The following is a 24,309-nucleotide window of genomic DNA, read 5'->3' as shown; positions in this document are numbered from 1 at the left end:
CGGTGCACGGGCGCCGGCGCGGTTGAACAAGGCGCCGGCGCCCGAGACTTTCCGATGACTTTGAAAAAAGCAACGACATCTTCGTGTCGCTGTGACGCAGGCCCGTCGCACGCCCCCGCCGCCGCCAGCGAAGTCCGGCTCTCGGGATCTCCGCGGGATCACGGCCGCGCGTCCGCCCCCGCGAGGGAGCGATCTCGCCCGCGGCGTTCCGCCCGCGGGGCGGAGATCGCCGCGGGCCCTGCGTCAGCCCGCGATGCGCTCGATCACCGCGCCGCAGCGGCCGATCTTGTCCTCGAGGCGCTCGAAGCCGCGGTCGAGGTGGTAGACGCGGTTGACCATGGTCTCGCCCTCGGCGGCGAGGCCGGCGATCACCAGTGACACAGAGGCGCGCAGGTCGGTCGCCATCACCGGGGCGCCGCGCAGGCGCTCGACCCCCTCGACGGTCGCCACCTGGCCGTCGAGCTGGATGCGCGCGCCGAAGCGGGCGAGTTCCGCCACGTGCATGAAGCGGTTCTCGAAGATGGTCTCGGTGATCCGCGAGGTGCCCTTGGCCATGGTCATCAGCGCCATGAACTGGGCCTGGAGGTCGGTCGGGAAGCCCGGGAACGGCTGGGTCTCGACGTCTGTCGCCACGATGCCGTGGCCGTTGCGGCGGACCTGGAGGCCGCGGTTGGTCTCGACGATCTCGGCGCCGACCCGGCGCAGCACCTCGATCGGCTCGCCCAGCAGGTCGGCCTCGGCGTTCTCGAGCAGCACGTCGCCGCCGGTCATCGCCACGGCCATGGCGTAGGTGCCGGCCTCGATGCGGTCCGACACCACCTTGTGGCGGGCGCCGCGCAGGCGGTCGACGCCCTGGATCCGGATCGTCTCGGAGCCGGCGCCCTCGATCTCTGCGCCCATGGCGGTCAGGCAGCGGGCTAGGTCGACCACCTCGGGCTCGCGGGCGGCGTTCTCGATCACGGTCTCGCCCTTGGCGAGGGCGGCGGCCATCATCAGCGTGTGGGTGGCGCCGACCGAGACCTTCGGGAACACGATCCGGCCGCCGACGAGGCCGTTCGGCGCCCGCGCCACCACGTAACCGCCGTCGACGTCGATCTGCGCGCCGAGGCGCTCGAGACCCATCAGGAACAGGTCGACCGGCCGGGTGCCGATGGCGCAGCCGCCCGGCAGCGACACCCGGCACTCGCGCATGCGGGCGAGCAGGGGGCCGATCACCCAGAAGCTGGCGCGCATCTTCGAGACCAGCTCGTAGGGCGCGGTGGTGTCGGTGATCGAGCGGGCGGTCAGGCTCACGGTCTGGCCCGCGAGTGCGTCCTCGCCGGGGCGCTTGCCGTTCACCGCGTAGTCGACGCCGTGGTTGACCAGGATGCGCTGCAGGCCGTTGACGTCGGCGAGCCGGGGCACGTTCTCGAGCGTCAGCGTCTCGTCGGTCAGCAGGCTGGCGATCATCAGCGGCAGCGCGGCGTTCTTGGCGCCGGAAATCGGAATGGTGCCGTTCAGCCTGTTGCCGCCGACGATCCTGATCTTGTCCATCCGTGTCACCCCGTTGCGGCGGCGCGGACGGCCGCGCCGTCCCTCGTCCGCCGGCCGTCCGGCCCGCCCCTCTCGGGCGTCGGCCGCGGCTGTCGTTCCCATGATCCCGCCGCGCGTCGCTCCCGACCCGCGGATCCGCCGCCCGACGCGTGCCCCGCACGCCGCGCCGGCGCTCTCGCGCCGCGGACGGCCGTCGGAGTACCACCGACGCTCGGACGCCGGCGCCAGGGCGTCACCGTTCCGGCGCCGCGGCCCCGTCGCCGAGCGAATCAGCATCGGCCGATTCGCCCGCCGCGTCGACGTCGGCGATCCCGGCGGCCGGCAGACCGGCCCGGCCGTCGGCCTCGCCGGCGCGCCGGCTCTTCGCCTGCGCCTTGCGACGCTTCAGGTTCGCCCTCAGCGCCTCGGCCAGCCGCCGTGCCCGCTCGTCGCCGCCCTCGCCCGTCGCCATCGTCCCCGGCACGCCTTGTCGTTCGTCGTCCCTTCCATGACGGGGAAGTTCGACGGAAACAAGGGAAAAGCGCGGCTTTCCGCGCTTCTCCACGCCTCCGCCCGCCACCCTTCCGCCCACGCCGGCCCGTTTTCGCCACGACGGCGCTTGCATCCCCCCGGGATCTGTGGCAGAGGAGCCGCCATCGACACGGGGCCGCCGACGAGGCCTCCCGACGTCGCCGGCGCTGCCGTAGCTCAGTGGTAGAGCACTCCCTTGGTAAGGGAGAGGTCGAGAGTTCAATCCTCTCTGGCAGCACCATCAAATCCCCTTGAAATCGCAGAAGCTTTTGCCTCCCTTGGGTTTTCGACCGCCATCCGGTACACGGGGGTGGTACACGGTCGCCCTCGCGATGCCCTCGCCGACCGAGCACCCGACGACCTCGCGTAACGATCCCCGTTGGGATCTGCGGCGTCGGCGGGTTGCAAACGCGGGCCGAATGGGTGGTACGGTACCGCCGTCGCGTGATCGACGCCGGAAGGGGCGGGTCGGGGGATGAGCAAGCGAGGCTGGATGGTCCGCGCGGAGCGCGGCGGCAGGCTGTACGATCTCTTCAAGGACCGATCCCTCGTCGCGATCGGGCTGGGCGAGATCGGCGACCTCTCCCGTCTGCCGTCACGGGACAAGATCGCCGCTGCGGTGGTACAGTCCCGCCCCGACTGGAAGGCGCAGGCCGTGGCCATGTCCACGGGACAGCTCCATCGATTTCGGTCGGAGATGAAGATCGGGGACGTCGTCGTCACCTACGACCCCGGCCGTCGGATCTACCTCGTCGGCGAGATCGCCGGCGATTACGGGTTCGATCCCGCGGTCGACCCCGAGGATCCGCACGTGAGGCCGGTGCGCTGGCATCGCGAGATCTCGCGAGACTTGCTGAGCGCCGCGAGCAGGAATTCACTGGGGTCGATATCGGCGCTGTTCGCCCTCGGCAAGGACGTGCTCGACGACATCGAACGCGCCCTGACGTCCGAGCGCCCCCTGCCGCCACCGGCCGCGGCCGAGAGCGCGGTGGTGGAGGAGGACGTCTTCCAGGACATCCAGGCCAAGGCGCTGGAGTTCATCAAGGACCGGATCGCCGCCCTCAGTTGGTCGGACATGCAGGAGCTGGTCGCCGGGCTCCTCAGGGCGCTCGGCTACAAGACCCGCGTCTCGCCGACCGGACCCGATCAGGGCAAGGACATCGTCGCCTCACCCGACGGCTTCGGGTTCGAGCCGCCGCGGATCGTCGTGGAGGTCAAGCACCGGCAAGGCGCGATCGGCGCCCAGGCGATCAGGAGCTTCCTCGGCGGCCGACACCCGCAGGACAAGGGGCTCTATGTCTCGACGGGCGGCTTCACGAGGGATGCGCGCTACGAGGCCGACCGCGCGAGCATTCCGCTCTCCCTGATGACGGGCGACGATCTGGTGACCGCGATCATCGAACAATACGAAAAGCTGGATCTGAAGACGCAGCAACTCGTACCGCTGAAGAAGGTCTACTGGCCCGCCTGATCCGTGGCCAAGTGCGCGGAAAGGCGCACCAACCCGCGCACCGCTCCCGCACCCTCGCCGGCCGGATGCCTTCGGGAGGGGCCGAAAGGGCCACGCCCCCTCAACCCCGCCCCGCGCCCGTCGTCGCCGTATACACCGCGTAGAGCGAGCGCGTCGCGGTGATGAAGAGGCGGTTGCGGCGGGGGCCGCCGAAGGCGACGTTGGCGACGGTCTGGGGCACCAGGATCTTGCCGAGCAGGGTGCCGTCGGGGGCGAAGCAGTGGACGCCGTCGCCGGCGCTGGTCCAGACGTTGCCGGCGACGTCGACGCGCAGGCCGTCGGGCAGGCCGACGTCGATGGTGCAGAACACCCCGCCGCCCGAAAGCGTGCCGTCGTCGCGGACGTCGAAGACGCGGATGTGGCTCGGCCAGGACGGGTCGTGGCTGGAGGCGGAATCGGCGACGTAGAGGCGGCGCTCGTCCGGCGAGAAGGCGAGGCCGTTCGGCTGGCCGAAGTCGGTGCAGACGGCGTCGAGCCGGCCGCTCCGCGGGTCGAGCCGGTAGACGTTGCGGGTCGGCTGCTCGGGCTCGGCGGCGTAGCCCTCGTAGTCCGACATGATGCCGTAGGTCGGGTCGGTGAACCACACGCTGTCGTCGGACTTCACCACCACGTCGTTGGGCGAGTTGAGGCGGCGGCCGCCGAAGGCGTCGGCGAGCACGGTCAGGCGGCCGTCGGTCTCGGTGCGCACGACGCGCCGGCCGCCGTGCTCGCAGGAGACCAGCCGGCCCTGGTTGTCGCGGGTGTTGCCGTTGGTGAAGCCGGAGGGCCGGCGGAACACCGAGACGGCACCCTCGCCGACGCCGGAGAAGCACAGCATCCGCTCGTTGGGGATGTCGCTGAAGACGAGGCAGTTGAGGTCGGCGAACCACACCGGCCCCTCCGCCCATCGGCAGCCGGAATAGAGCTCGTCGAGCCCGGCGCTGCCGACCACCAGGTGGCGGAAGCGATCGTCGTGGATCTCGTAGATGGACGAGCCTGCCATGGAACCCTCCCCTCGCCGCCTCAGCGGCCGAACCGGTACCTGCCGCTCGCCACCAGGATCACCGCGATGATGATCAGCCCGGTCAGGATCATCCGGACGCCGGCGCCGAAGCCGTAGGTGTTGAGCATCGAGACCACCAGGAACAGGAACAGCGAGGCGCCCCAGATTCCCGGCACGTTGGAATTGCCGCCGGCGACCGCCGAGCCGCCGATCACCACCACGGCGATCGAGGTCAGCAGGTATTCCGCGCCCATGTTGAGCGCGGCGCCGCCGGAGAAGCAGGCGAACAGGAAGCCGCACAGCGACGCCAGTACCGCCGACAGCACGTAGGTGACGAGCCGCGTGCCGTCGACCGGGATGCCGGCCATGCGGGCGGCGAAGCGCGACTGGCCGATCGCGGCGATCCAGCGGCCGTAGACGCTCTTCTCGAGCAGGATCCAGGCGACGACCGAGAGCAGCAGCGCCAGGATCGCCACGTTGGGCACGCCGAGGGTCGAACTGGTGGTGAAACTCGCCATGCTCTCCGGCGGCTTCACCCGGAGGCCGCGATTCGACCAGATCGCGGTCGACTGCACCACGAAGCTGGTCGACAGCGTCGCGATGATCGGCGGGATCCGGAGCAGCTTGATCAGGCCGTAGTTGCCGGCCCCGACGGCGACGCCGACCACGAGCGCGATGGCGAGGCCGGCCGGCACCACGCCGACGGCGCCGTCCATGTACTTCAGCGACAGCGTGCCTGCGAGCGTCATGGTCGCGGGCACCGAGAGGTCGACGTTGCCGGGCCCGAGCGTGATCACGAACATCTGGCCGAGGCCGACCAGCACCGAGAAGGCCGCGAAGGTCAGCGCCGCTTCCCCGAGCCCGCCGGCGCTGGCGCCGCCGGTGAACAGCACGGTGACGACGAAGACGGCGACCGTCGCGACGTAGGACCAGATCCAGGGCTTGCGCAGGAGGAGGGTCACGGGTGCTTCTCCCGCCGTTCGGTCCGGTCGAGCAGCAGCCTCAGCCCCAGCACGACGATCAGGATCGCGCCCTGGGCGCCGATCTGCCAGTCGGGCGAGATCCTGAGGAAGGACAGGAAGGAGCCGGCGAGCGCCAGCGTCAGCGCGCCGATCACCGCGCCGACCGGCGAGACCCGGCCGCCGACGAACTCGCCGCCGCCGAGGATCACCCCGGCGATCGAGAGGAGCGTGTAGCGCAGCGCGATGTTGGCGTCGGCGGACGTCGTCAGCCCGACCAGCGCGATGCCGGCGAGCACGGCGAGGAAGCCGGCGGCGGCGTAGGCGCCGGCCCGGATCGCCAGCACCGACCAGCCCGAGCGCTCGACCGAGCGGGCGTTGCCGCCGACGCCGCGGATCAGCACGCCGAAGGTCGAGCGCGTCACCACGAGATGGGCGGCCACCGCGATCGCGACCGACGCGACGATGGCGATCGGCACCAGCGGCGGCTTGGCGGTCATGACGGCGCGGGCCCAGTCCGGCGCCGAGCCGCCGGGCGCGGGCAGGATCAGCACGGCGAGGCCGCCCCAGACGAAGCTCATGCCGAGCGTCACCACGATCGACGGCAGGTCGCGCAGGTGGATCACGACGCCGATCACCGCGTAGGTCGCGATCGCGCCGGCGAGGATGGCGACGCCGAGCACGGGCGTGTCGCGCAGGAAGGTGGCGGCGACGCAGGCGGCGAAGCTGACGAAGGTGCCCATCGACAGGTCGAGGTCGTTGACCGCGATGATCAGCATCTGCGCCACGGTGGCGAGCGCGATCGGCACCGCGAGGTTGAACAGGAGGTTCAGCCCGACGTAGCTCATCGCTCGCGGCTGCAGGTAGAACACCGCCGCGAGCAGCACCGCGAGCGACAGCGCCGGCACGATCTGGCGGATGGTGGAGGCCGAAACGCCGCTCATGCCGCCTCCCCCGCGAAGGAGGCCTCGAGCACGGCGTGCTCGGTGACGGCATCGCCGACGAGTTCGGCGACGATGGCGCCGTCGCGGAAGACGTAGACGCGGTCGCAGAGGCGGATCTCGTCCATCTCGGTGGAATACCAGACGAAGGTGCGTCCGGCCGCGGCCTCGGCGCGCAACATGGCGTAGACCTCCTGCTTGGTGCCGACGTCGACGCCGCGCATCGGGTCGTCCATCAGCACCAGGGCGGCGGATGTGGCGAGGGCGCGGGCGAACAGCACCTTCTGCTGGTTGCCGCCCGAGAGCGACAGGATGCCGTTGCCCATGTCCGGGGTGCGGATCTCGATGCGACGGCGCCATTCGGCGCCGAGCGCCGCCTCGCCCGCGCCGTCGACGAGACCGGCCCGAGCCGAACGGCCGATCGCCGAGATCGAGAGATTGCGCAGGATGCTCCACAGCGGGAACGTGCCGTTGAGGCCGCGGTCGCCGGCGACGAAGGCGACGCCGCGGCCGCGGCCGGGCAGCCAGTCGCTGGCGCGGGCGCGGTGGAGGGCGAGCAGCATGTCGGTCTGGCCGTGGCCGGCGAGACCGGCGAGGCCGATCACCTCGCCGGCGAAGGCGCGGAACGGCAGGCCGCGCCCGCCGGGCGACACCGGTTCGACCACCGCCGCGCCGCGGACCGCGGCGGCGGCGCGCGGGCCCTGCTCTTTGACGACGCTGCCCATCGCCTGCACGAGGCCGGCGACGTCGAAGTCGGCCGCCGGGCGGCTGGCGACGACGCGGCCGTCCTTCATCACCACGATGCGGCTCGCGGTCGACAGGATCTCGCCGAGGATGTGCGAGATCAGCACCACCGCGCCGCCGCCCGCGACGAAGCGGCGGACGTGGGCGGTGAGCTGCTCGGCGAGGCCGGCGTCGAGCGAGGAGGTCGGCTCGTCGAGGATGACGAGCCGGGCGGGGCCGGAGACCTCGGCGAAGGCGATCGCGATCTCGACCATCTGCCGCTCGGCGATGGCGAGGTCGCCGACGGTGGCGCCGCAGTCGATCCCGTTGCCGGGGAAGATCTCGGCGAGTTTGGCACGGACGATCCCGAGCGCCCGGCGGCGCCAGCCGAAGCCGCCGAGACCGGCGTGCATCACCCGCATGTTCTCCGCCACCGTCAGGTTGGGGCAGAGCGACAGCTCCTGGAACACGCAGCGCACGCCGTTGGCGCGGGCGACCGCGATGCCGGTGCCGGCGTCCCGGCCGGCGTAGCGCACGCTGCCGGCGTGCGGGGTGAGGCCGCCGTTGACGACGTTGACGATGGTGGACTTGCCGGCGCCGTTGTGGCCGACCAGCCCGACGCATTCGCCGGGGGCGATGGAAAGGTCGACGCCGTCGAGCGCGCGGACGGCGCCGAACCGGACCTCGACCGCCTCGACGGCGACGATCGCCGCCTCGTGGGATGCACTGCTCATCGATACGGATCGTCCCGGGAGGCGGGCGGCGGGGAAGGCCGGCGCGGCGAGGCGCCGCGCCGGAGCCGCGCACCCGGACCGGCCGGGTGCGCGCCGGGTCCCGTCACTTGGCGGAGGCGATGACCTTCTTGGCGTCGTCGAGCGAATATTCGACGTTGGCGACGCCGCCCTTCTGGGTGGTCGCGAGGTTCTGCTCGAGATTGTCCTGGTCGATGCGCAGGAACGGCACGACGAGGTCCTTCGACACGGTCTGGCCGTCGAGCACCTGCTGGGCGACCCAGAAGGCGAGCGTCGAGACGCCCGGCGCGATCGAGACCGACATGGTCTCGTAGCCGTTGGCGTCCTTCTGCTGCTTCCACCACTGCAGCTCGTCCTCGCGGTTGCCCATGATGATCAGCGGCGTCGGCCGCCCGGCCGCGGCGAAGGCCTGGGCCGCGCCGTAGCCGTCGCCGCCCTGGGTCACCACCGCGGCGATCTCCGGCAGGCTCGGCAGGATGCCGGCGACGTTCTTCTGGGCGACGTCCTGCGCCCAGTCGCCGTGGACCGAGCCGACGATCTTGAACTGCGGGTACTTCTCGACGCCCGCGTGGATGCCGGCGGAGATCTCGTCGTCGACGAAGACGCCGGCGAGGCCGCGGATCTCGAGCAGGTTGCCGCCCTGCGGCATCTTCTTGGCGAGGTATTCGACCTCGCTGAGGCCCATCGCCTTGAAGTCGACCGCGATGCGGTAGGCGCAGGGCTCGGTGACGATGCCGTCGAAGGAGACGACCACGATGCCGGCGTCACAGGCCTCCTTGACCGCGCCGTTCAGCGCCGTCGGCGAGGCGGCGTTGATCACGATGGCGTCGTAACCCTGCAGGATCATGTTCTGGATCTGCGCGGCCTGCTCGGTCGCCTGGTTCTCGGCGGTGGTGAACGGGTCGGCGGCGGCGACCACGCCGGCGGCGACGGCCTCCTTGGTCACCTTGTCCCAGCTCGTCAGCATCGCCTGACGCCAGGAATTGCCGGCGTAGTTGTTGGAGAGCGCGATCTTCTTGCCCGAGGTGTCGGCGGACGCGGACATCGGAACGGCGACGGCCAGCACCGCCGCCGACGCCAGCAGCATCGTTGCGAACTTCATCGATCTTCCTCCCTGACGACCGCCCTTCGCGAGAACGGCGCGGCACGGCCGTCTCCTCCACGGCAGCGCCTTGTTATTGCTCCGGGTCCTCCGACCCGGCCGGCGCATCATGTCCGAGAACCGCGGGGGTGCCTAGAGGATCGCCGCCGTCGGCCTCGGTTTTTTCCGCCCGATCCTGACGAGATCCCATCATTACCGAACCATGGCGCGCTCCGCTCCACGGCACACGCCGCGACGGCCGGCTCGCCCACGGCGCCACGGTAGACCCGATACGGGACAGCCGTCGGACCTGTCTGCGGTTTGTTCTACAACGATCGGTATTTTGCACGATTCTCCACTCTCTTCCCGCCGGATCCTCCGTCGAGGTCACCATTGGGATGGTCGTCGTGCCGATCTCGAGCGTCGTGCCGAGGTAGAGGCCCGAGCCGAACGAACGACGACCCCGCGATCCACCTTGGCCGCGCCGCTTCGATCGCCGCGGGAACTTGTCCCCATCGTTACGGAATTCCAACGTTAACCGTTCGTTTTTGAATGGACGACTAGTTTGCCGTGGCAAGGACACCAGCGGAGAGCAAGTCGTGACCTTCATCGGCAGACGTCTGGCCAACGCCTCGATCAGCGCCAAGATCGTGTTCGGTTTCGGCGTCGTCCTCGCCATCACCGCGGCCGTCGGTGGCGCCGGCATCCTGGCGACCTCGGCGCTGCGGGCGCGCATGGAACAGAGCGCGGGCGTCGCGACCGCGATGCGATCGTTGCAGGAACTGACCTCCAAGGCCCAGGCCTATGCCGGCAGTGGCGATCCCGCCCTCGCCACGGCGATCCGCGCCGACGTCGCCACCCTCGCCGCCGCCGTCGACGCCTCCTCGCCGGAAGGTGCCCGCGTCGCCGCGTCGCTCGCCGCCATGTCGGAGAGCCTGGATGCCGCGGCCGCCGCGCACGACCGTCAGGTGACCGCCGAGACGGCCGTGCTCGACGGGCTGAAGCAGATGCAGGGGCAGAGCCTGAAGCTCGAGGACATCTCGACCAAGACGCTGAAGGCCGTCACCGCCGAAGAGAACGCGCTGCGTCAGGTCGTCAAGGATTCCTCGCGCCTGCTCGGCGCCCTCCAGGAGGTGCTGGTCCACGTCGACGCCGTCGACGCCCGCTTCGCCGCGCCCGCGTCGCCCGAGGACGCCACCGTGCTCGCGGTCGACGTCGCCAAGGCGATGCGGCGCGGCGCGACCGCCGTACCGAAGGGCGCGCCGCATACGATGGACGACGTCAAGGCGGCCGTCACGGCGATGCGCGAGGCCGCAACGGCCGCGGTCGAGGGCCGCGGACCGCGCGAGGCGGTGAAGCCGGCCGCCGCCGCCGTCCGCGCCGTCGCGATGCAGCTCGTCTACGTCGCCTCCGCCGCGTCTGAGAAGGCGAGCCGGGGCTTCACCGACGTCGCGGTGCGCGCGGTCGCGGCCTCGGCGTCGAACAAGAACGCGATCCGCTATGCGGCGATGACGCAGAAGCTCGAGGTCGAGGTGTCGCGCTTCCAGGGCGCGATCTCCGACAAGGCGGTCGGCAACGTCGTCACCCAGCTCGGTCTCGTCACCGCCACCTCCAAGCAGATCGCCAACGACGGCGGCGCCATCGAGGGCCTCGCCGGCTTCGACGCGGCGATGCAGCCGATCTACGCGAGCTTCCGCGACCAGGTGAAGGCGGTGGCGGTCGCGCACGCCGCGTTCCGCCAGGGCGTCGAGGCCATCGACGCCGGGCTCGGCGCCGCCAGCGAGGCGATGAACGGCATCGTGCACGCGCAGGACACCGCCGCCGGAGCCGACGAGCGCGCCGCGACGGCGACCATCACCGGCGCCCTCGCGGTCGCCGTGGTGCTGTCGGCACTGGTCGGCTTCGGCCTGATCCTGCTGATCCGCCGCCCGATCGCCCGCCTCACCGCGGCCATGGGCCGCCTCGCCGAGGGCGACGTCTCGGTCACCGTCGACGACGCCACCCGCCGCGACGAGATCGGCGGCATGAGCCGGGCCGTCGCGGTGTTCCGCGACAACGCGGTCGAACGCCGGCGCCTCGAGGCCGCGGCCGCCGCCGAACAGGCCGCCCGCGAGGCCCACAACGCCAAGCTCGAAGCGCTGATCGCCGGCTTCGAGGACCGCGCGACCTCTTTGGTCACCGCGGTGACGACCTCCGGCGAGGCGCTGCGCACCACCGCCCGCTCGCTCGACGGCATCGCCGAGAGCTCGAAGGAACGCGCCACGTCGGCGACCTCGGCGACCGAGCAGGCCGCCCACGGCGTCCAGGCCGTCGCGGCGGCGGCGGAACAGCTGTCGGCCTCGATCGCCGAGATCGCGGGTCAGGTGACGCGGACCAAGTCGGTCGTCGACGACGCGCTCGGCCGGGCCCACCGCACCAACGGCGAGATCCAGGGCCTCTCCGGCATGGCGACCCGGATCGGCGACGTGGTGCGGATGATCAAGGCGGTCGCCGACCAGACCAACCTGCTGGCGCTCAACGCCACCATCGAGGCGGCCCGGGCCGGCGAGGCCGGCAAGGGCTTCGCGGTTGTCGCCGGCGAGGTCAAGGGCCTCGCCAAGCAGACCGCCGACGCCACCGAGGAGATCTCGCGCCAGATCGCGGCGATCCAGGCGGCGACGATCGCCTCGGTCGACGCCATCGCAGGCATCGTCTCGACCATGGACGAGATCGGCGCCCACACCGCCGGTGTCGCCGCCGCCGTCGAGCAACAGGGGGCGGCCACCGCGGCGATCTCCTCGACGGTGCAGCAGGTCGCCTCCAACTCGCGCAGCGTCGCCGACGACGTCGGCGGTCTCGGCGACGCCGTCGCCGAGACCAGCGCCATGGCCGGCACCGTGATGGACGCCGGCGGCGAGATGGCGGCCACCGCCGAGGAGCTCGAGGCCGCGATCCACCGCTTCCTCCACGACGTCGCCGCGGCGTGAGCCAAGGCCGCCGCGGCGCGAGCCGTCGGCGACGTCGTCGTCGCAGGTTGGAAATCCTCCAAAGAAGCATGGAGTGGACGGCCGTCCCGCCCTATCCTCCCCTTTCGCGCCGGAAGGATCCCGCCGCCAAGAGCCCCTTCGAGGGAGACGGATCCGCCGGTCGCGCCGATGGTCCAGGGAGGACGGCATGTGCCATTTCTTCGCCAACCAACCGCCCGAGAGCTACGCGTCGGAGACGCGGTCGATTCGCCTCAACGGCCAGAGCACCAGCATCCGGCTCGAGAAGGTGTTCTGGGACATCCTCGCGCTGGTCGCCGAGCAGCAGGGCTTCTCCTCGGTGCCGCGCTTCATCTCGACGCTGCACAGCGAGGTGCTGGCGCTGCGCGGCGAGGCGCAGAACTTCACCTCGCACCTGCGCTGCATCTGCCTGCTGGCGCTCGAGCGCGGTCTTGTGACCCCCGCCCGCGACGAGGCCGACCGGGCCGCGGCCTGACCGTGCCCCCGCGCCCGCGTTGGCGCGCCGTGGTATCGGGTTAACACCTACACCGCGCGGCGGCTCCGTAATCTCCTTTGCGTCGACGTTTCCGAACCGGGGAACGACGGCGGACCGAGACCGACGGAGGCGGGATGGCCAAGGCGATACACATGATGATCCGCGTCCTCGACGAGGCGCGGTCGGTGGACTTCTATGCGCGTGCGTTCGGGCTGGCGGTCGCCGACCGCCTCGACTTCCCCGATTTCACGCTGATCTACATGAGCAACGCGGAAGCGCCCTTCGAGGTCGAGCTGACCGTGAACAAGGGCCGCACCGAGCCCTACGACCTCGGCACCGGCTACGGCCACGTCGCCTTCGTCGTCGACGACCTCGACGGCGAGCACGCCCGCTTCACCGACGCCGGCTTCAACCCCCGCAAGATCGTCGAGTTCAAGACCGAGGCCGGCCTGATCGCCCGCTTCTTCTTCGTCGAGGACCCCGACGGCTACAAGATCGAAGTCCTGCAGAAGCTCGGCCGGTTCCGCTGACCGGACGGCCGTTCGGCACAATCGAGGCGAACCGGCCGAAGCAGCCGGCGCCCGGGAGGAGACCCCATGGACCACCATCACCACCACCACGACGAGCCCCACGGCCACGGACCGGCGCGGCGGCCGATCAGCCGGCGCCTGTTCCTGCGCCGCTCGTCCGAGCTCAGCCTCGCCGCCGCGATCACCGTCGTCGCCGGCAACGCGCTGCTCAACGCCGGCGAGGCCTGGGCCGTCGAGGTCAAGGCGCTGAAGCCGGAGACCATGCGCACGCTGATCCAGCTCGCGCGCGACATCTACCCGCACGACCGCATCGCCGACCGCTTCTACGCCATCGCGGTCAAGGGCCACGACGACAAGGCCGGCGCCGATTCGGCGCACCGCTCCCTGATCGAGGAGGGCGTCGCCGGGCTCGACGAGGCCGCCGGTCCGAACGGCTACGTCGGCCTCGGCTGGGAGGCCGAGCGCGTCGCGCTGCTGCGCAAGATCGAGGACGGCGCCTTCTTCCAGGCGGTCCGCTCCGACCTCGTGGTCAGCCTCTACAACCAGCAGGACGTCTGGCCGATCTTCGGCTACGAGGGCGAATCCTATTCCAAGGGCGGCTATCTCGAACGCGGCTTCGACGACATCGACTGGCTCTGACGCCCGTCCGCGCGACGACCTCGTCCCCTCGAAATTTCAATCGATTCAGAGAACACGATCATGGCAGCTCCCTACGATCTCGACGACGACGGCGTCGTCGTCATCATCGGTTCCGGCGCGGGCGGCGGCACGCTCGGCAACGAACTGGCGCAGAAGGGCATCGACGTCGTGGTGCTGGAGGCCGGCGCCCGGCACGAGTACGACGACTTCGTCAACGACGAGTGGGCGAGCTTCTCGCAGCTCGCCTGGACCGACGTGCGCACCACCTCCGGCAGCTGGCGCGTCCACGAGAACTTCCCGAACCTGCCGGCGTGGATCGTCAAGTCGGTCGGCGGCTCGACGACGCACTGGGCCGGCGCCTCGCTGCGCTTCCAGGAGCACGAGTTCAGGACTCTGACCACCTACGGCAAGGTCGAGGGCGCCAACCTCCTCGACTGGCCGATCACGCTGAAGGACCTCGAGCCCTGGTACGAAAAGGCCGAGGCGAAGATGGGCGTGACGCGCACCAACGACCTGCCCGGCCTGCCCGGCAACAACAACTTCAAGATCCTGAAGGCCGGCGCCGACAAGCTCGGCTACAAGGAATGCAACACCGGCCACATGGCGATCAATTCGGTGGAGCGCGACGGCCGCAACAAGTGCCACCAGACCGGCTTCTGCTTCCAGGGCTGCAAGTGGGGCGCCAAGTGGTCGACGCTCTACACCGAGATCCCCAAGGGCGAGGCAACCGGCAAGATGGAGGTGCGGCCGCAGAGCCACGTCACCCGCATCGAGCACGACGCGTCCGGCAAGGTCACCGGCGTCGTCTACATGGACAAGGACGGCAAGGAGCAGCGGCAGAAGGCGCGGATCGTCTGCGTCGCGGGCAACTCGATCGAGAGCCCGCGACTGCTGCTGAACTCGGCCTCCAACATGTTCAAGGACGGCCTCGCCAACTCCTCCGGCCAGGTCGGGCGCAACTACATGCGCCACATGACCGGGTCGGTCTACGCCGTGTTCGAGAAGCCGGTTCACATGTACCGCGGCACCACCATGGCCGGCATCGTCCGCGACGAGGCCCGGCACGACCCGAGCCGCGGCTTCGTCGGCGGCTACGAGATGGAGACGCTGTCGCTCGGCATCCCGTTCATGGCCGCCTTCCTCGATCCCGGCGCCTGGGGCCGCGAGTTCACCTCGGCGCTCGACGGCTACTCCAACATGGCCGGTATGTGGCTGGTCGGCGAGGACATGCCGCAGGAGGGCAACCGGATCACCTTGTCCGACGCCAAGGACAAGTGGGGCGTGCCGGTCGCCAACGTCAACTTCGACGACCATCCCAACGACGTCGCCATGCGCAACCACGCCTACGAACGCGGCCAGGAGCTCTACCGCGCCGTCGGCGCGGTGCGCACCTTCCCGACGCCGCCCTATCCGTCGACGCACAACCTCGGCACCAACCGGATGAGCGAGAAGGCGTCCGACGGCGTGGTGGACAAGCACGGCCGGACGCACGACATCAAGAACCTGTTCGTGTCCGACGGCAGCCAGTTCACCACCGGCGGCGCCGAGAACCCGACCCTGACGATCGTCGCTCTGGCGATCCGGCAGGCCGACTTCATCGCCCGCGAGATGGCCGCCGGATCGATCTGACGACGAAATCCGCCGGGTGGCGAGACGAGACGGCCCCGGCCGCGGTGTTCCCGCGGCCGGGGCCGGTCGTTCGCGCCCCCTCAGGCGGCGCGGATCTCGGCGAAGAAGCCGTCGACCTTGCCCTTCAGCGTCTCGGCGCCGCGGGCGAGTTCTCCCGAGGACGACAGCACCTGGGTCGCGCCGGCACCGGTGTGGGTCGCCGCCTCGGTGACGCCGGCGATGTTGGCGGTCACCTGCTGGGTACCGGCCGAGGCCTGGGCGACGTTGCGGGCGATCTCCTTGGTGGCGGAGCCCTGCTGCTCGACGGCGGCGGCGATGGCCGCGGCGTTGTCCGACATCCGGCGGATCACCGTGCCGATCGCCTGGATCGAGGTGGCGACGCGGCCCGTGGCGGCCTGCATCTCCTGGATCTGCGCGCCGATCTCGCCGGTGGCCTTGGCGGTCTGGCCGGCGAGGTCCTTGACCTCGGCGGCGACGACCGCGAATCCGCGGCCTGCCTCCCCGGCGCGAGCGGCCTCGATCGTGGCGTTGAGGGCGAGCAGGTTGGTCTGCTCGGCGATCGCGGAGATCAGCTGCAGCACGTTGCCGATCCGCTCCGCCGAATCGACGAGGCCGCGGACGGTGCCCTCGGTGGCGGAAGCCGCGACGATCGCCTCGTCGGCGACGCGGGCGGACGACTGCACCTGGCCGGTGATCTCGCCGATCGAGGCGGCGAGTTCCTCCGAGGCGGCGGCGACGGTCTCGACGTTGGTGGAGGCCTCCTCCGAGGCGGCCGCCACGGCGGTGGCGCTGCGGGCGCTCTCCTCCGCGGTCGCCGACAGCGCCCCGGCGGTGGCCTCGAGTTCCGACGAGGCGGCCGTCACCGTGCGCAGGATCGTGCCGACGTCGGCGTCGAAGGCGGCGATGATCCGCTCGACCCGGGCGGCACGGCGCTCGCGAGCCTCGCGCTCGGCCGCGCTCTCGGCCTCGAGCCGCGCGCGCTCCAACCCGTTGTCGCGGAACACCTGGACGGCCGCGGCCATCGCGCCGATCTCGTCGGCACGCCCGACGTGGGGCACCTCGACGGAGAGATCGCCGTGGGCGAGCCGCCGCATCGCGTCCTCCATGCGCGACAGCGGCCGCGACACGCCGGCGAGCACGGTGCGGACCGCCCAGGCCAGCACGGCGAGCGCGCCCGTGCCGATCGCGGCCATCGTCCATTTGGACGTCGCGGTCGTCGCCTCCGACCGGGCGAACTCCTCCCGTGCGACTCGGATCTGCAGGTCGACCAGCTTGCCGATCGGGCCGCCGATCGGGTCGATGGTGGGATAGAGCTCGCGCGTCACGAAGGCGTCGAGCGCGGCGGCGTCGCGCGCGTCGACGATCGCGAGCAGGCGCCCGATCGGCTCGGCGGCGCGGTCCATGCCGGCGCGCGCTTCCTTCGCCAGCGCGCGTTCCTCGTCGGTCATGGTCGTGGCCTCGTAGGCGGCCCAGTCCTGCTCGATCAGCAGCAGCGCCCGGCGGATGCCCTGTCCGCCCTGCTCGAAGGTCAGCGCGCCGCTGCGGACCTTGTGCGCGGTGTCGACGATGTCGACGGCGTACTTGTCCGACACGGTCTTCAGCTGCTCGAGCGGAACGACCCGGTCCGCCACGATCGTGCGCGTCCCCTCGTTCGAGACGTCGAGGGCGTGCCAGCCCTCGAAGGCGACCACGCCGAGCGCTAGGGCCAGCAGGGCGAGGCTGGCGATCAGTCGCGTACGAATCTTCACGTCGTTCTCCCGAAGGCCCCGGCGAGCCATTCACTTCGAATGATCACCGATCGCTTGCGATCCGGTTGCCCGGATTCCACGGATTTTACGGCTCCGCGCCGCCGATCCCGCGCGTCCGTTCCGACGTCGGGCCGACGTGCGTATTTCCCCGCGCACGTCGAGACGTGAGATACGGCCCCGGCCGACCCGAGATCTGCTTCAAGATACGCTAAGACAATTGATACTTGACCAATCGGAACCGGATCGACTCGAATTTTACGTCCGTCATTAAACAACTACCAGCTTTACATATTGGCGAGACTAGCCCTCGCCGGCCCTTTCCGCATCGCTCCCCGCAAGCCGGTCCCGCCCGGCGTGCGGCACGGCGTCTGCTTGGCATGGGGTGGACAGCGCGCGCCGGCAGCGGCGATGATGCCCATGTCCCGGAACGGGACGCCGGCCGCCGACACGGAGGAGGAGACGCCATGAACGGCTTCGCGGAGCTCGTCCGGATCTACGACCGCCACGAGACCATCGCCGATGCGATCGTCCACGCGGTCGGCCTCGCCCTCGCGGTGGTGGGTGTCGTGGCGCTGCTGGTGGCGACCGCGTCGACCGAGCACCGCGCCGACGTCGTCGTCGCCGTGGTCTACGGGCTCGGCCTCGTCGGGGCGCTCACCGCGTCGCTCGTCTACAACATGTGGCCGCGCGGTCCGGTGAAGTGGGTGCTGCGGCGGGTCGACCACTCCGCGATCTTCGTGCTGATCGCGGCGACCTACACGCCCTTCCTGGCCCGCCTGCCCGAGAGCCCGTTCGCGATCGGGCTGTTCGCCGGCGTCTGGGCGACGGCGATCGCCGGCGTGGTCCTGAAGTGCGCCTTCCCCGGCCGGTTCGAGCGGCTGGCGATCCTGGTCTACCTCGCGCTCGGCTGGAGCGGCGTCGCGGCATGGCCCGAGCTCGAGACCGCGCTCGGCGCCGGCACGCTGCCGCTGGTGCTCGCCGGCGGGCTGGTCTACTCGGCCGGCGTGATCTTCCACGTCTGGGACAGATTGCGCTTCCAGAACGCGATCTGGCACGGCTTCGTCGTCGCCGGCGCCGGCCTGCACTACGCGGCGGTGTTCAACTGCCTCGTGCTGACCCAGGGCGCCTGACGCGCGGCGGAGCGCCGTCCGGATCGCCCTGCGCTCTACGCGATTCGACGGATTCGGGATACGCTTCGGCAAGCCCCGCCTCCCAGGATGGCGGGGCGACGCCACGCACGCCGGAGACGATCCCTTGCCGCCCCACCGCATCCTCGCCGCGCTGGCGACGCTCCTCGCCCTCCTCGCCGCCCTGCCCGCCGCTGCGTCGGGCCGGCTGGTGGTGACGACCGGCCCCTTCGCCTTCGACCGTTACGACGACACCACCTTCCGGCCGGCCAGGATCCGGATCAAGGTGACGAGCACCGAGGGATCGATCCCGTTCGCGGTGACGGGCCTACCGGACGGTCTCGCGATCGACCGCACCACCGCCACCGCGACCCCCGCCGGCGTCACGCTGACGCTGACCGCCGACAACGCCCTGCCGCGCCGGCTCGGCACGGTCTCGGGCCATCTGGCGATCACGCCGACCGTCGCCGGCAAGGGCGCCGCCGCGAGCCGGCAGGTGCTGCTGCGCAGCTTCGGCAGCCGGACGCGCGGCCGGACGCTGTTCGAGAGCCGCTGCCAGGGCTGCCACCAGCCCAACGGCCAGGGATCGGCGCCGCTGCTGTTCGCCGTGTTCGGCCGCAAGGCGGCCTCGCTGACGACCTTTTCCTATTCGCAGGCGCTGACCGACTGGGGCCGGACCTGGAACTACCCGCTGCTGGTGTCCTGGCTGCGCGACCCGCAGGCGCTCGTGCCCGGCGCCCGCATGGGCACCAGCGTGGTGATCGGCCTCGGCGAGCGCCAGCGCTACGACCTCGTCGCCTACCTGCGCTCGATCTCCGAGGGCGGCCAGTGACAGTCCGGCCGCGGCGGGATCATACCGAGTTCGCAAAGTTCCGACCTCTGGTCGGAGCATTGCGGGCGAGGAGCGCCCGACCGGGTGCCGGCCGTATGGCCGAAGCCTCGCACAAGTCCCGACAAGTCGGGACTTGTGCGAGATAGGTATCAGTGCCCGAGCGGCCCCTTGAAGATGAAGAAGGCGCCGACGCCGATGAAGGCGAAGCCGATCAGGTGGTTCCAGGTGATCGCCTCGCGCAGGTAGAACACCGAGAAGACCATGAACACGGCGAGGGTGATGACCTCCTGCATGGTCTTCAACTCGGCGGCCGAATAGGCCTGGATGCCGATGCGGTTGGCCGGCACCGCCAGGCAATATTCGACGAGGGCGATGCCCCAGGACACCAGGATCACGATCCAGAGCGGCTTGTCGGTGAACTTGAGGTGGCCGTACCAGGCCAGCGTCATGAACAGGTTGGAGCTGATCAGGAGGACGATCGGCGCGATCTGGGGCGACAGCAGCAGGTTCATGACCGGGTGGTTCCGTGGCTCGTCCGGGGACTGTTGCGGGGCGTGTCGGTACGACTGCGGACGTGATGCCGCGTTCCGGCCGTGGTGACCAGCGCTTCGGCGCAGGGCTGGCCCGCGTCCGCCGACCGGGCCGGCGACCCCGACGGCCATGATTTCGCCCAAGCCACGGTCGATCGGGAGAACGATCCCACGCCCCGGAGCGTTCCCGCGTGCCGCCCTTCCGTAGTCGCCTCGCCGCCCTCGCATTCCTCGCCGCGCTCGCCGGCGCCCCGCCCGCCCGCGCCGGCGACGTCGAACCCCGCCTCGTGCTGGTGCCGCCGACGGCCGGCGACAAGGTGGTGGCGCTGACCTTCGACGCCTGTTCGGGTGCTTTCGACAAGCGGATCGGCGACTATCTCGTCGCCAACGCGATCCCGGCGACGATCTTCGTCACCCACCGCTGGATCCGACGCAACGCCGACGCGATGGCGACCTTCACCGCCCGTCCGGACCTGTTCCAGATCGAGGACCACGGCGAGGACCACATCCCCGCGGTCACCGACCGCTCCTTCGTGTTCGGCCTGAAGACCGCCGGCGACCTCGACACCGTCAAGGCCGAGGTCGAGGGCGGCGCCGCGGCGATCCTCGCCGCCACCGGCGTCGCGCCGCACTGGTTCCGCGGCGCCACCGCCCGCTACAGCACCGACGCCGTCGCCGCCATCGAGGCCGAGGGCTACCGGGTCGCCGGCTACTCGCTCAACGCCGACGTCGGCGCCTCGCTGCCCGAGAAGACCGTCGCCCGCCGCATCGCCGCCGCCCGCCCCGGCGACGTCGTCATCGCCCACATCAACCAGCCCGGCCGCCCCGCCGGCGCCGGCGTCGTCGACGGCATCGAGACCCTCCGCACCGCCGGCTGGCGCTTCGTGCGGCTGGACGACGTGGAGGCGGTGGGGAAGTAGGCAGTAGGCAGTAGGCAGTAGAAGGTCGCGTCTCCGCGGCCCCAAGGCGAGCGTTCGGGCACGCGGCTTTCACCGCCCCCTACTGCCTACTGCCTAAGCCCGACTGCCTCCCATCACCTATCCACCACCAGATCGCTCTTCGGCTTCGAGCAGCACGGCAGGAACAGGCCCTGGTCGACCTCCTTCTTGCGGATGCCGCCCTTGTGGGACATGTCGACGGTGCCGGAGACGATCTTGGCCTTGCAGGTGCCGCAGAGGCCCTCGGTGCAGGAAGCGGCGAGGCGGACGCCCTGGTCGCGGGCGGCCGCCAGGATGAACTGGTCGGCGCGCACCTTCACGGTCTGCCCCAGCTTGGTGAAGGTGACGTCGTAGGTCGGCACCGCCGCCGCCTCGGCGGCCTCGGCGTCCAGCACCTCGGCGGCAACCTCGGGCTCCGCGCTCGCCAGCTTGGCGAAGTCGAAGCTCTCCTGGTGGTAGAGGCGCGGGTCGTGGCCGAGGGCGCCGAGCAGCGAACGCGCCGCGTTCATGAACGGCTCGGGGCCGCAGCACCAGACCGAGCGCTCCTTGAAGTCGGGGGCGACCAGCGCCAGGAACTCGGCCGACAGACGGCCGAGCGGACCGGCCCAGCCCGCCTCGCCGCCCGCCCGTTCCGGCAGGTGCGCGACGCGGAAGCCCGGCAGGCGGCGGGCGATCAGGTCGAGTTCGGCGCGGAACACGATGTCGCCGGGCGTGCGCGCGGCATGGACGAACACCACGTCGACGGGACGGCCGAGGTCGGCGAAGGCACGGCTCATCGCCATCAGCGGCGTGATGCCGGAGCCCCCGGAGAGGAAGAGATACTTCGGCGCGGGATCGTCGAGGCAGGAGAACTCGCCCATCGGGCCGATCGCCTTGACCGCCGTGCCCGGCGCGCAGTGGTCGTGCAGCCAGTTCGAGACCGGGCCGTTCGGGACGCGCTTGACGGTGATCGCGACCGTGTGCGGCCTGAGCGGCGACGACGAGATGGTGTAGCAGCGGTTCACCGGCCCGGACGGCAGCGCGAACTCGAAGGTCAGGAATTGCCCCGGCCGATAGGCGAAGCGCCGCGGCTCCGGCGGCTCGAACACGAAGGTCCTGACGTCGTGGGTCTCGTCCACGACGGCGGTGCAGACCAGCGTGTCGTCGGCTTCCGAATCCCAGGTCTGGAGGTCGGCGAGGTGACGGGCGAGATGGGCGGTGGCGTCGGTCATGGTCGTTGACATCGTCTCGTCGTCGAAGCCGCCGCCGTCGCGGCCGGTGGAAAATGGGATGCCCCCTCTCCCCGACCGTCCCCCTCCAGGGGGGGGGAGCGCAGTTGACGCGTTCGGGATCGGGTGGACGGGGTGAGCCGGACGAAAGCTGCCGTGACGCCGACATCGCGTTCCCTCCCCCCTGGAGGGGGAGGGACAGGGAGAGGGGGGAGTCGCCGACGCCGGCGTCGGACGAGCGACCGGCTCGACGCCCGCCCCCTCCCCGCCGACGGTCAGCCGAGGTGGTCGGCGAGGCGCAGGCAGTACCAGTTGACGAACTTCTCGACGAGGCCCTCGGTATAGGGCGAGTAGGGACCGGGCTCGTAGGCCGGGCTCTTCACGCCCGAGTGCTGATAGCCGACCAGCGTGCCGTCCTGGTCGTTGGTGGCGATCCAGACCTCGGTGAGGCGCTTCAGGTCGTAGTCGACGCCCTCGACCGCGTCCTTGTGGACCAGCCACTTGGTGCGCAGCAGCGTGCGGTCGGGCGAAAGCGGGATCACCGAGAAGGTGACGATGTGGTCGCTCATGAAGTGGTGCCAGCTGTTCGGCTGGGTCCAGAACGACAGGCCGCCCATCTTCGCCTCGGTCAGTTCGCCGAGCAGCTTGGTGGAGGCGACCTTGGTGTCGAGCGTCTGGCTCTCGCCGGCGCGGTCGATCGGCAGGCGCTGGGTGCGGAAGCCGGTGACGCGGTCGTCGAGGTGGTCGATCTCCTTGGACGGGAAGCCGGAGCCCTCCCACTCGCCGTGCAGGTCGTCGACCATGCACTCGTAGCGGTGCGCCTCCTTGGCCTTGGTCTCGTCCATCGATTCCGGCGAGAAGCCGAAGCCGTATTCGAACAGCGGGATGGTGAGTTCGGGATGGTTGCCCGCGCAGTGGTAGCACTCGCGGTTGTTCTCCATCGTGATCTTCCAGTTGCCGAGCTCGATCAGGTCGACCTGGTGCGCCACCTTGGTGTCGCGGATCGCGTGGGGCTTCAGATACGGCCCCATCTTCTCGGCGAGGTCGTCGATGTCGGCGGGCGCCTCGTCGGCGAGGCAGATGAACAGCAGGCCCTCGACCGACTTCAGGTGCACCGGCTTCAGGCCGTGGCAGGAGGTGTCGAAGTCCGCGCCCATGTGCTCGGCGCGCAGGAGCTTGCCGTCGAGGTCGTAGGTCCAGGCGTGGTACTTGCAGACCAGCTTGCCGACCGAGCTCTTCTCGTCGTGGACGATGCGGGCGCCGCGGTGGCGGCAGACGTTGTGGAAGGCGCGGATCTCGCCGTCGTCGTCGCGCAGGATCAGCACCGAGGCGCGACCGATGTCGACCACCATGACGTCGCCCTCGTCGGGCACGTCCGGCTCGACGCCGACGTAGATCCAGGTGCGGAAGAAGATCGCCTCGAGGTCGAGGTCGAAGATCTCCTGGCTGGTGTAGAACGCCTGCTCCAGGCTGAAGCCGGGCTTGCGTCGGGCCAACAGGGCGCGCGGGCTGACGGAGGTGGTGTCGAGCATCTCAGGTCTCCCTCCCGAAAGGGACTTCGGTTCGATCAATCGTTTCAGCCGAACAGCCGGGGGCCGGCGAGTTCGATCGCGCTCACCGGCGGCACCGCCGGTCCGTCCGTCTCGGCGCGGGCCTCGCGGGCGCGCCGGTCCGAGGGCGAGAAGCCGTGCAGCGCCTTGAAGTGGCGCGAGAAGTGGGCGCAGTCGGCAAAGCCCGCCTCGAGGGCGATGTCGGTGACCGACCGGTCCGTGTTGTCGAGCAGCCAGCGGGCGTATTTGAGGCGCAGCGCCCGGTAGAACGCCGCCGGCCGCATGCCGAGCACGTTCTGGAACAGCCGCTCGAGCTGACGGGTCGAGAGCTGCAGGCGGACCGCGATGTCGGCGATCAGCAGCGGGTCGGCGAGGTGCTGCTCCATCAGCAGCAGGGCGCGACGGACCCGCTCGTCGGCGATGGTGTCGACCAGCGGAGGATGCGGCTGCGAGGCGTTGCCGGGGCGGGCTTGGTCGAGCACCAGGATCTGCCGACTCTTCTGCGCCACCGCCCGGCCGAGCGAGCGCTCGACGATCCAGGACGCGAGGTCCCCCACCGAGCCGCCGCCCGGGCAGGTGATGCGGTCGCCGTCGACCACGAACAGCCGGTCGGCCACCGGCACGTGGTGCGGGAACTCGTCGAGGAAGTCCTGGTAGTGGTACCAGTTCACGCAGACCCGCCGGCCGGTCATCAGCCCGGCGCGGGCGAGGATGAACGACCCGGTGCACAGGCCCACGAGCGGCACGCCGGCCCGCGCCGCCTGCCGCAGATAGTCCATCGTCGCCTCGTCGACCTGCTTGCCGGCGTGCAGGATGCCGCCGACCACCGCGATGTAGTCGAACCGGCGCGGGTCGACGAAGCCGGAGGTGCGCGACACCGTCACGCCGCAGGAGGCGCGGACCGGCTCGGAGCGCGACCCCATGATGGTCCACTGGCAGTTGATCGGACGCGACAGGTCGCCCTCGTCGGCGGCGAGGCGGAGCTGGTCGACGAACAGCGAGAAGGCCGACAGCGTGAAATTCTCGGCGAGGATGAAGCCGACGGACAGGCGCGGCCGCGCCGGCGTCGCGGACTCCACGGTCCGTTTCGGGCTCTTCGCCGAGGCCATGCCGTCGCTCTCCCCTTGG

Annotated in this window: 21 protein-coding genes and 1 tRNA gene; 10 read left to right on the top strand and 12 right to left on the bottom strand. The window is 70.7% G+C overall.

Translation table 11 applies throughout. The features are described 5' to 3' along the window. Nucleotides 1-243: 243 nt before the first annotated feature. The gene (murA, locus tag EDD54_RS10385) at nucleotides 244-1,533 is read right to left on the bottom strand and encodes a UDP-N-acetylglucosamine 1-carboxyvinyltransferase (protein WP_126541102.1); all 1,290 of its coding nucleotides are present in this window, start codon (nucleotides 1,531-1,533) and stop codon (nucleotides 244-246) included. Nucleotides 1,534-1,765: 232 nt separating this feature from the next. Next, entirely contained in the window at nucleotides 1,766-2,077 is a 312-nt protein-coding gene (locus EDD54_RS10380; RefSeq protein ID WP_126541101.1) for a hypothetical protein, read from the bottom strand. 132 nt (nucleotides 2,078-2,209) lie between these two features. Between EDD54_RS10380 and EDD54_RS10375 the strand changes: the two genes are divergently transcribed. Continuing rightward, nucleotides 2,210-2,284: transfer RNA gene (locus EDD54_RS10375), tRNA-Thr, on the top strand. A gap of 234 nt (nucleotides 2,285-2,518) precedes the next feature. Further along, the gene (locus tag EDD54_RS10370; RefSeq protein WP_245515721.1) at nucleotides 2,519-3,514 is read left to right on the top strand and encodes a restriction endonuclease; all 996 of its coding nucleotides are present in this window, start codon (nucleotides 2,519-2,521) and stop codon (nucleotides 3,512-3,514) included. A gap of 100 nt (nucleotides 3,515-3,614) precedes the next feature. Here EDD54_RS10370 and EDD54_RS10365 read toward each other — a convergent pair whose 3' ends face one another. From EDD54_RS10365 to EDD54_RS10345, 5 genes are all read right to left on the bottom strand, one after another. Further along, nucleotides 3,615-4,535, bottom strand: a complete 921-nt coding sequence (locus EDD54_RS10365; protein WP_126541099.1) for an SMP-30/gluconolactonase/LRE family protein — start codon at nucleotides 4,533-4,535, stop codon at nucleotides 3,615-3,617. Between the two features lie 20 nt (nucleotides 4,536-4,555). Then, complete coding sequence (locus tag EDD54_RS10360) at nucleotides 4,556-5,497, bottom strand: ABC transporter permease (protein ID WP_126541098.1); 942 nt, start codon at nucleotides 5,495-5,497, stop codon at nucleotides 4,556-4,558. Beyond that, nucleotides 5,494-6,438: an ABC transporter permease gene (locus tag EDD54_RS10355; protein WP_126541097.1), complete on the bottom strand. Its 945-nt coding sequence runs from the start codon at nucleotides 6,436-6,438 to the stop codon at nucleotides 5,494-5,496. The genes EDD54_RS10360 and EDD54_RS10355 overlap by 4 nt, the downstream gene beginning before the upstream one ends. Then, on the bottom strand, nucleotides 6,435-7,892 hold the full coding sequence (locus EDD54_RS10350; RefSeq protein WP_126541096.1) for an ATP-binding cassette domain-containing protein: 1,458 nt from the start codon (nucleotides 7,890-7,892) through the stop codon (nucleotides 6,435-6,437). Before EDD54_RS10350 ends, EDD54_RS10355 begins: the two co-directional genes overlap by 4 nt. A 103-nt stretch (nucleotides 7,893-7,995) precedes the next feature. Continuing rightward, entirely contained in the window at nucleotides 7,996-9,012 is a 1,017-nt protein-coding gene (locus EDD54_RS10345) for an ABC transporter substrate-binding protein (protein ID WP_126541095.1), read from the bottom strand. 578 nt (nucleotides 9,013-9,590) lie between these two features. Between EDD54_RS10345 and EDD54_RS10340 the strand changes: the two genes are divergently transcribed. From EDD54_RS10340 to EDD54_RS10320, 5 genes are all read left to right on the top strand, one after another. Continuing rightward, complete coding sequence (locus tag EDD54_RS10340) at nucleotides 9,591-11,957, top strand: HAMP domain-containing methyl-accepting chemotaxis protein (protein ID WP_126541094.1); 2,367 nt, start codon at nucleotides 9,591-9,593, stop codon at nucleotides 11,955-11,957. A 187-nt stretch (nucleotides 11,958-12,144) separates the two neighbouring features. Continuing rightward, nucleotides 12,145-12,450, top strand: a complete 306-nt coding sequence (locus EDD54_RS10335) for a ribbon-helix-helix domain-containing protein (RefSeq protein WP_126541093.1) — start codon at nucleotides 12,145-12,147, stop codon at nucleotides 12,448-12,450. Nucleotides 12,451-12,584: 134 nt separating this feature from the next. Further along, the gene (locus tag EDD54_RS10330) at nucleotides 12,585-12,980 is read left to right on the top strand and encodes a VOC family protein (protein ID WP_126541092.1); all 396 of its coding nucleotides are present in this window, start codon (nucleotides 12,585-12,587) and stop codon (nucleotides 12,978-12,980) included. A 66-nt stretch (nucleotides 12,981-13,046) separates the two neighbouring features. Then, entirely contained in the window at nucleotides 13,047-13,619 is a 573-nt protein-coding gene (locus EDD54_RS10325) for a gluconate 2-dehydrogenase subunit 3 family protein (protein ID WP_126541091.1), read from the top strand. Between the two features lie 60 nt (nucleotides 13,620-13,679). Beyond that, on the top strand, nucleotides 13,680-15,248 hold the full coding sequence (locus tag EDD54_RS10320) for a GMC family oxidoreductase (RefSeq protein WP_126541090.1): 1,569 nt from the start codon (nucleotides 13,680-13,682) through the stop codon (nucleotides 15,246-15,248). An 80-nt stretch (nucleotides 15,249-15,328) separates the two neighbouring features. On the opposite strand, the gene EDD54_RS10315 is transcribed toward EDD54_RS10320, so the two are convergent. Beyond that, complete coding sequence (locus tag EDD54_RS10315; RefSeq protein WP_165644426.1) at nucleotides 15,329-16,996, bottom strand: HAMP domain-containing methyl-accepting chemotaxis protein; 1,668 nt, start codon at nucleotides 16,994-16,996, stop codon at nucleotides 15,329-15,331. A 464-nt stretch (nucleotides 16,997-17,460) separates the two neighbouring features. Here EDD54_RS10315 and trhA point away from each other — a divergent pair, with 464 nt between their 5' ends. Both trhA and EDD54_RS10305 read left to right on the top strand, forming a co-directional pair. Beyond that, nucleotides 17,461-18,126, top strand: coding sequence for a PAQR family membrane homeostasis protein TrhA (gene trhA, locus EDD54_RS10310; protein WP_126541088.1), 666 nt, complete (start codon nucleotides 17,461-17,463; stop codon nucleotides 18,124-18,126). A 124-nt stretch (nucleotides 18,127-18,250) separates the two neighbouring features. Next, nucleotides 18,251-18,955, top strand: a complete 705-nt coding sequence (locus EDD54_RS10305; RefSeq protein ID WP_126541087.1) for a c-type cytochrome — start codon at nucleotides 18,251-18,253, stop codon at nucleotides 18,953-18,955. A gap of 149 nt (nucleotides 18,956-19,104) precedes the next feature. Here EDD54_RS10305 and EDD54_RS10300 read toward each other — a convergent pair whose 3' ends face one another. After that, nucleotides 19,105-19,467 (bottom strand): DMT family protein, encoded by a 363-nt coding sequence (locus EDD54_RS10300; protein WP_126541086.1) that lies wholly within the window; start codon nucleotides 19,465-19,467, stop codon nucleotides 19,105-19,107. 209 nt (nucleotides 19,468-19,676) lie between these two features. On the opposite strand from EDD54_RS10300, the gene EDD54_RS10295 reads away from it, so the two are divergent. Continuing rightward, a complete protein-coding gene (locus EDD54_RS10295) occupies nucleotides 19,677-20,405 on the top strand; it encodes a polysaccharide deacetylase family protein (protein WP_126541085.1) in 729 nt (242 codons plus the stop codon). Between the two features lie 113 nt (nucleotides 20,406-20,518). Here EDD54_RS10295 and EDD54_RS10290 read toward each other — a convergent pair whose 3' ends face one another. The 3 genes from EDD54_RS10290 to EDD54_RS10280 all read right to left on the bottom strand — a co-directional run bounded on the left by EDD54_RS10290 (nucleotide 20,519) and on the right by EDD54_RS10280 (nucleotide 24,290). Continuing rightward, complete coding sequence (locus tag EDD54_RS10290; protein WP_126541084.1) at nucleotides 20,519-21,634, bottom strand: FAD-binding oxidoreductase; 1,116 nt, start codon at nucleotides 21,632-21,634, stop codon at nucleotides 20,519-20,521. Between the two features lie 272 nt (nucleotides 21,635-21,906). Next, nucleotides 21,907-23,163: an aromatic ring-hydroxylating oxygenase subunit alpha gene (locus EDD54_RS10285; RefSeq protein ID WP_126541083.1), complete on the bottom strand. Its 1,257-nt coding sequence runs from the start codon at nucleotides 23,161-23,163 to the stop codon at nucleotides 21,907-21,909. A gap of 44 nt (nucleotides 23,164-23,207) precedes the next feature. Beyond that, nucleotides 23,208-24,290 (bottom strand): GlxA family transcriptional regulator, encoded by a 1,083-nt coding sequence (locus EDD54_RS10280; protein WP_126541082.1) that lies wholly within the window; start codon nucleotides 24,288-24,290, stop codon nucleotides 23,208-23,210. Between the last annotated feature and the right edge of the window lie 19 nt (nucleotides 24,291-24,309).

The organism is Oharaeibacter diazotrophicus (assembly GCF_004362745.1).
Classification (GTDB): domain Bacteria; phylum Pseudomonadota; class Alphaproteobacteria; order Rhizobiales; family Pleomorphomonadaceae; genus Oharaeibacter; species Oharaeibacter diazotrophicus.
The sequence above is the reverse complement of the archived record's forward strand: the minus strand, read 5'-3'. Positions and strand labels throughout refer to the sequence as shown.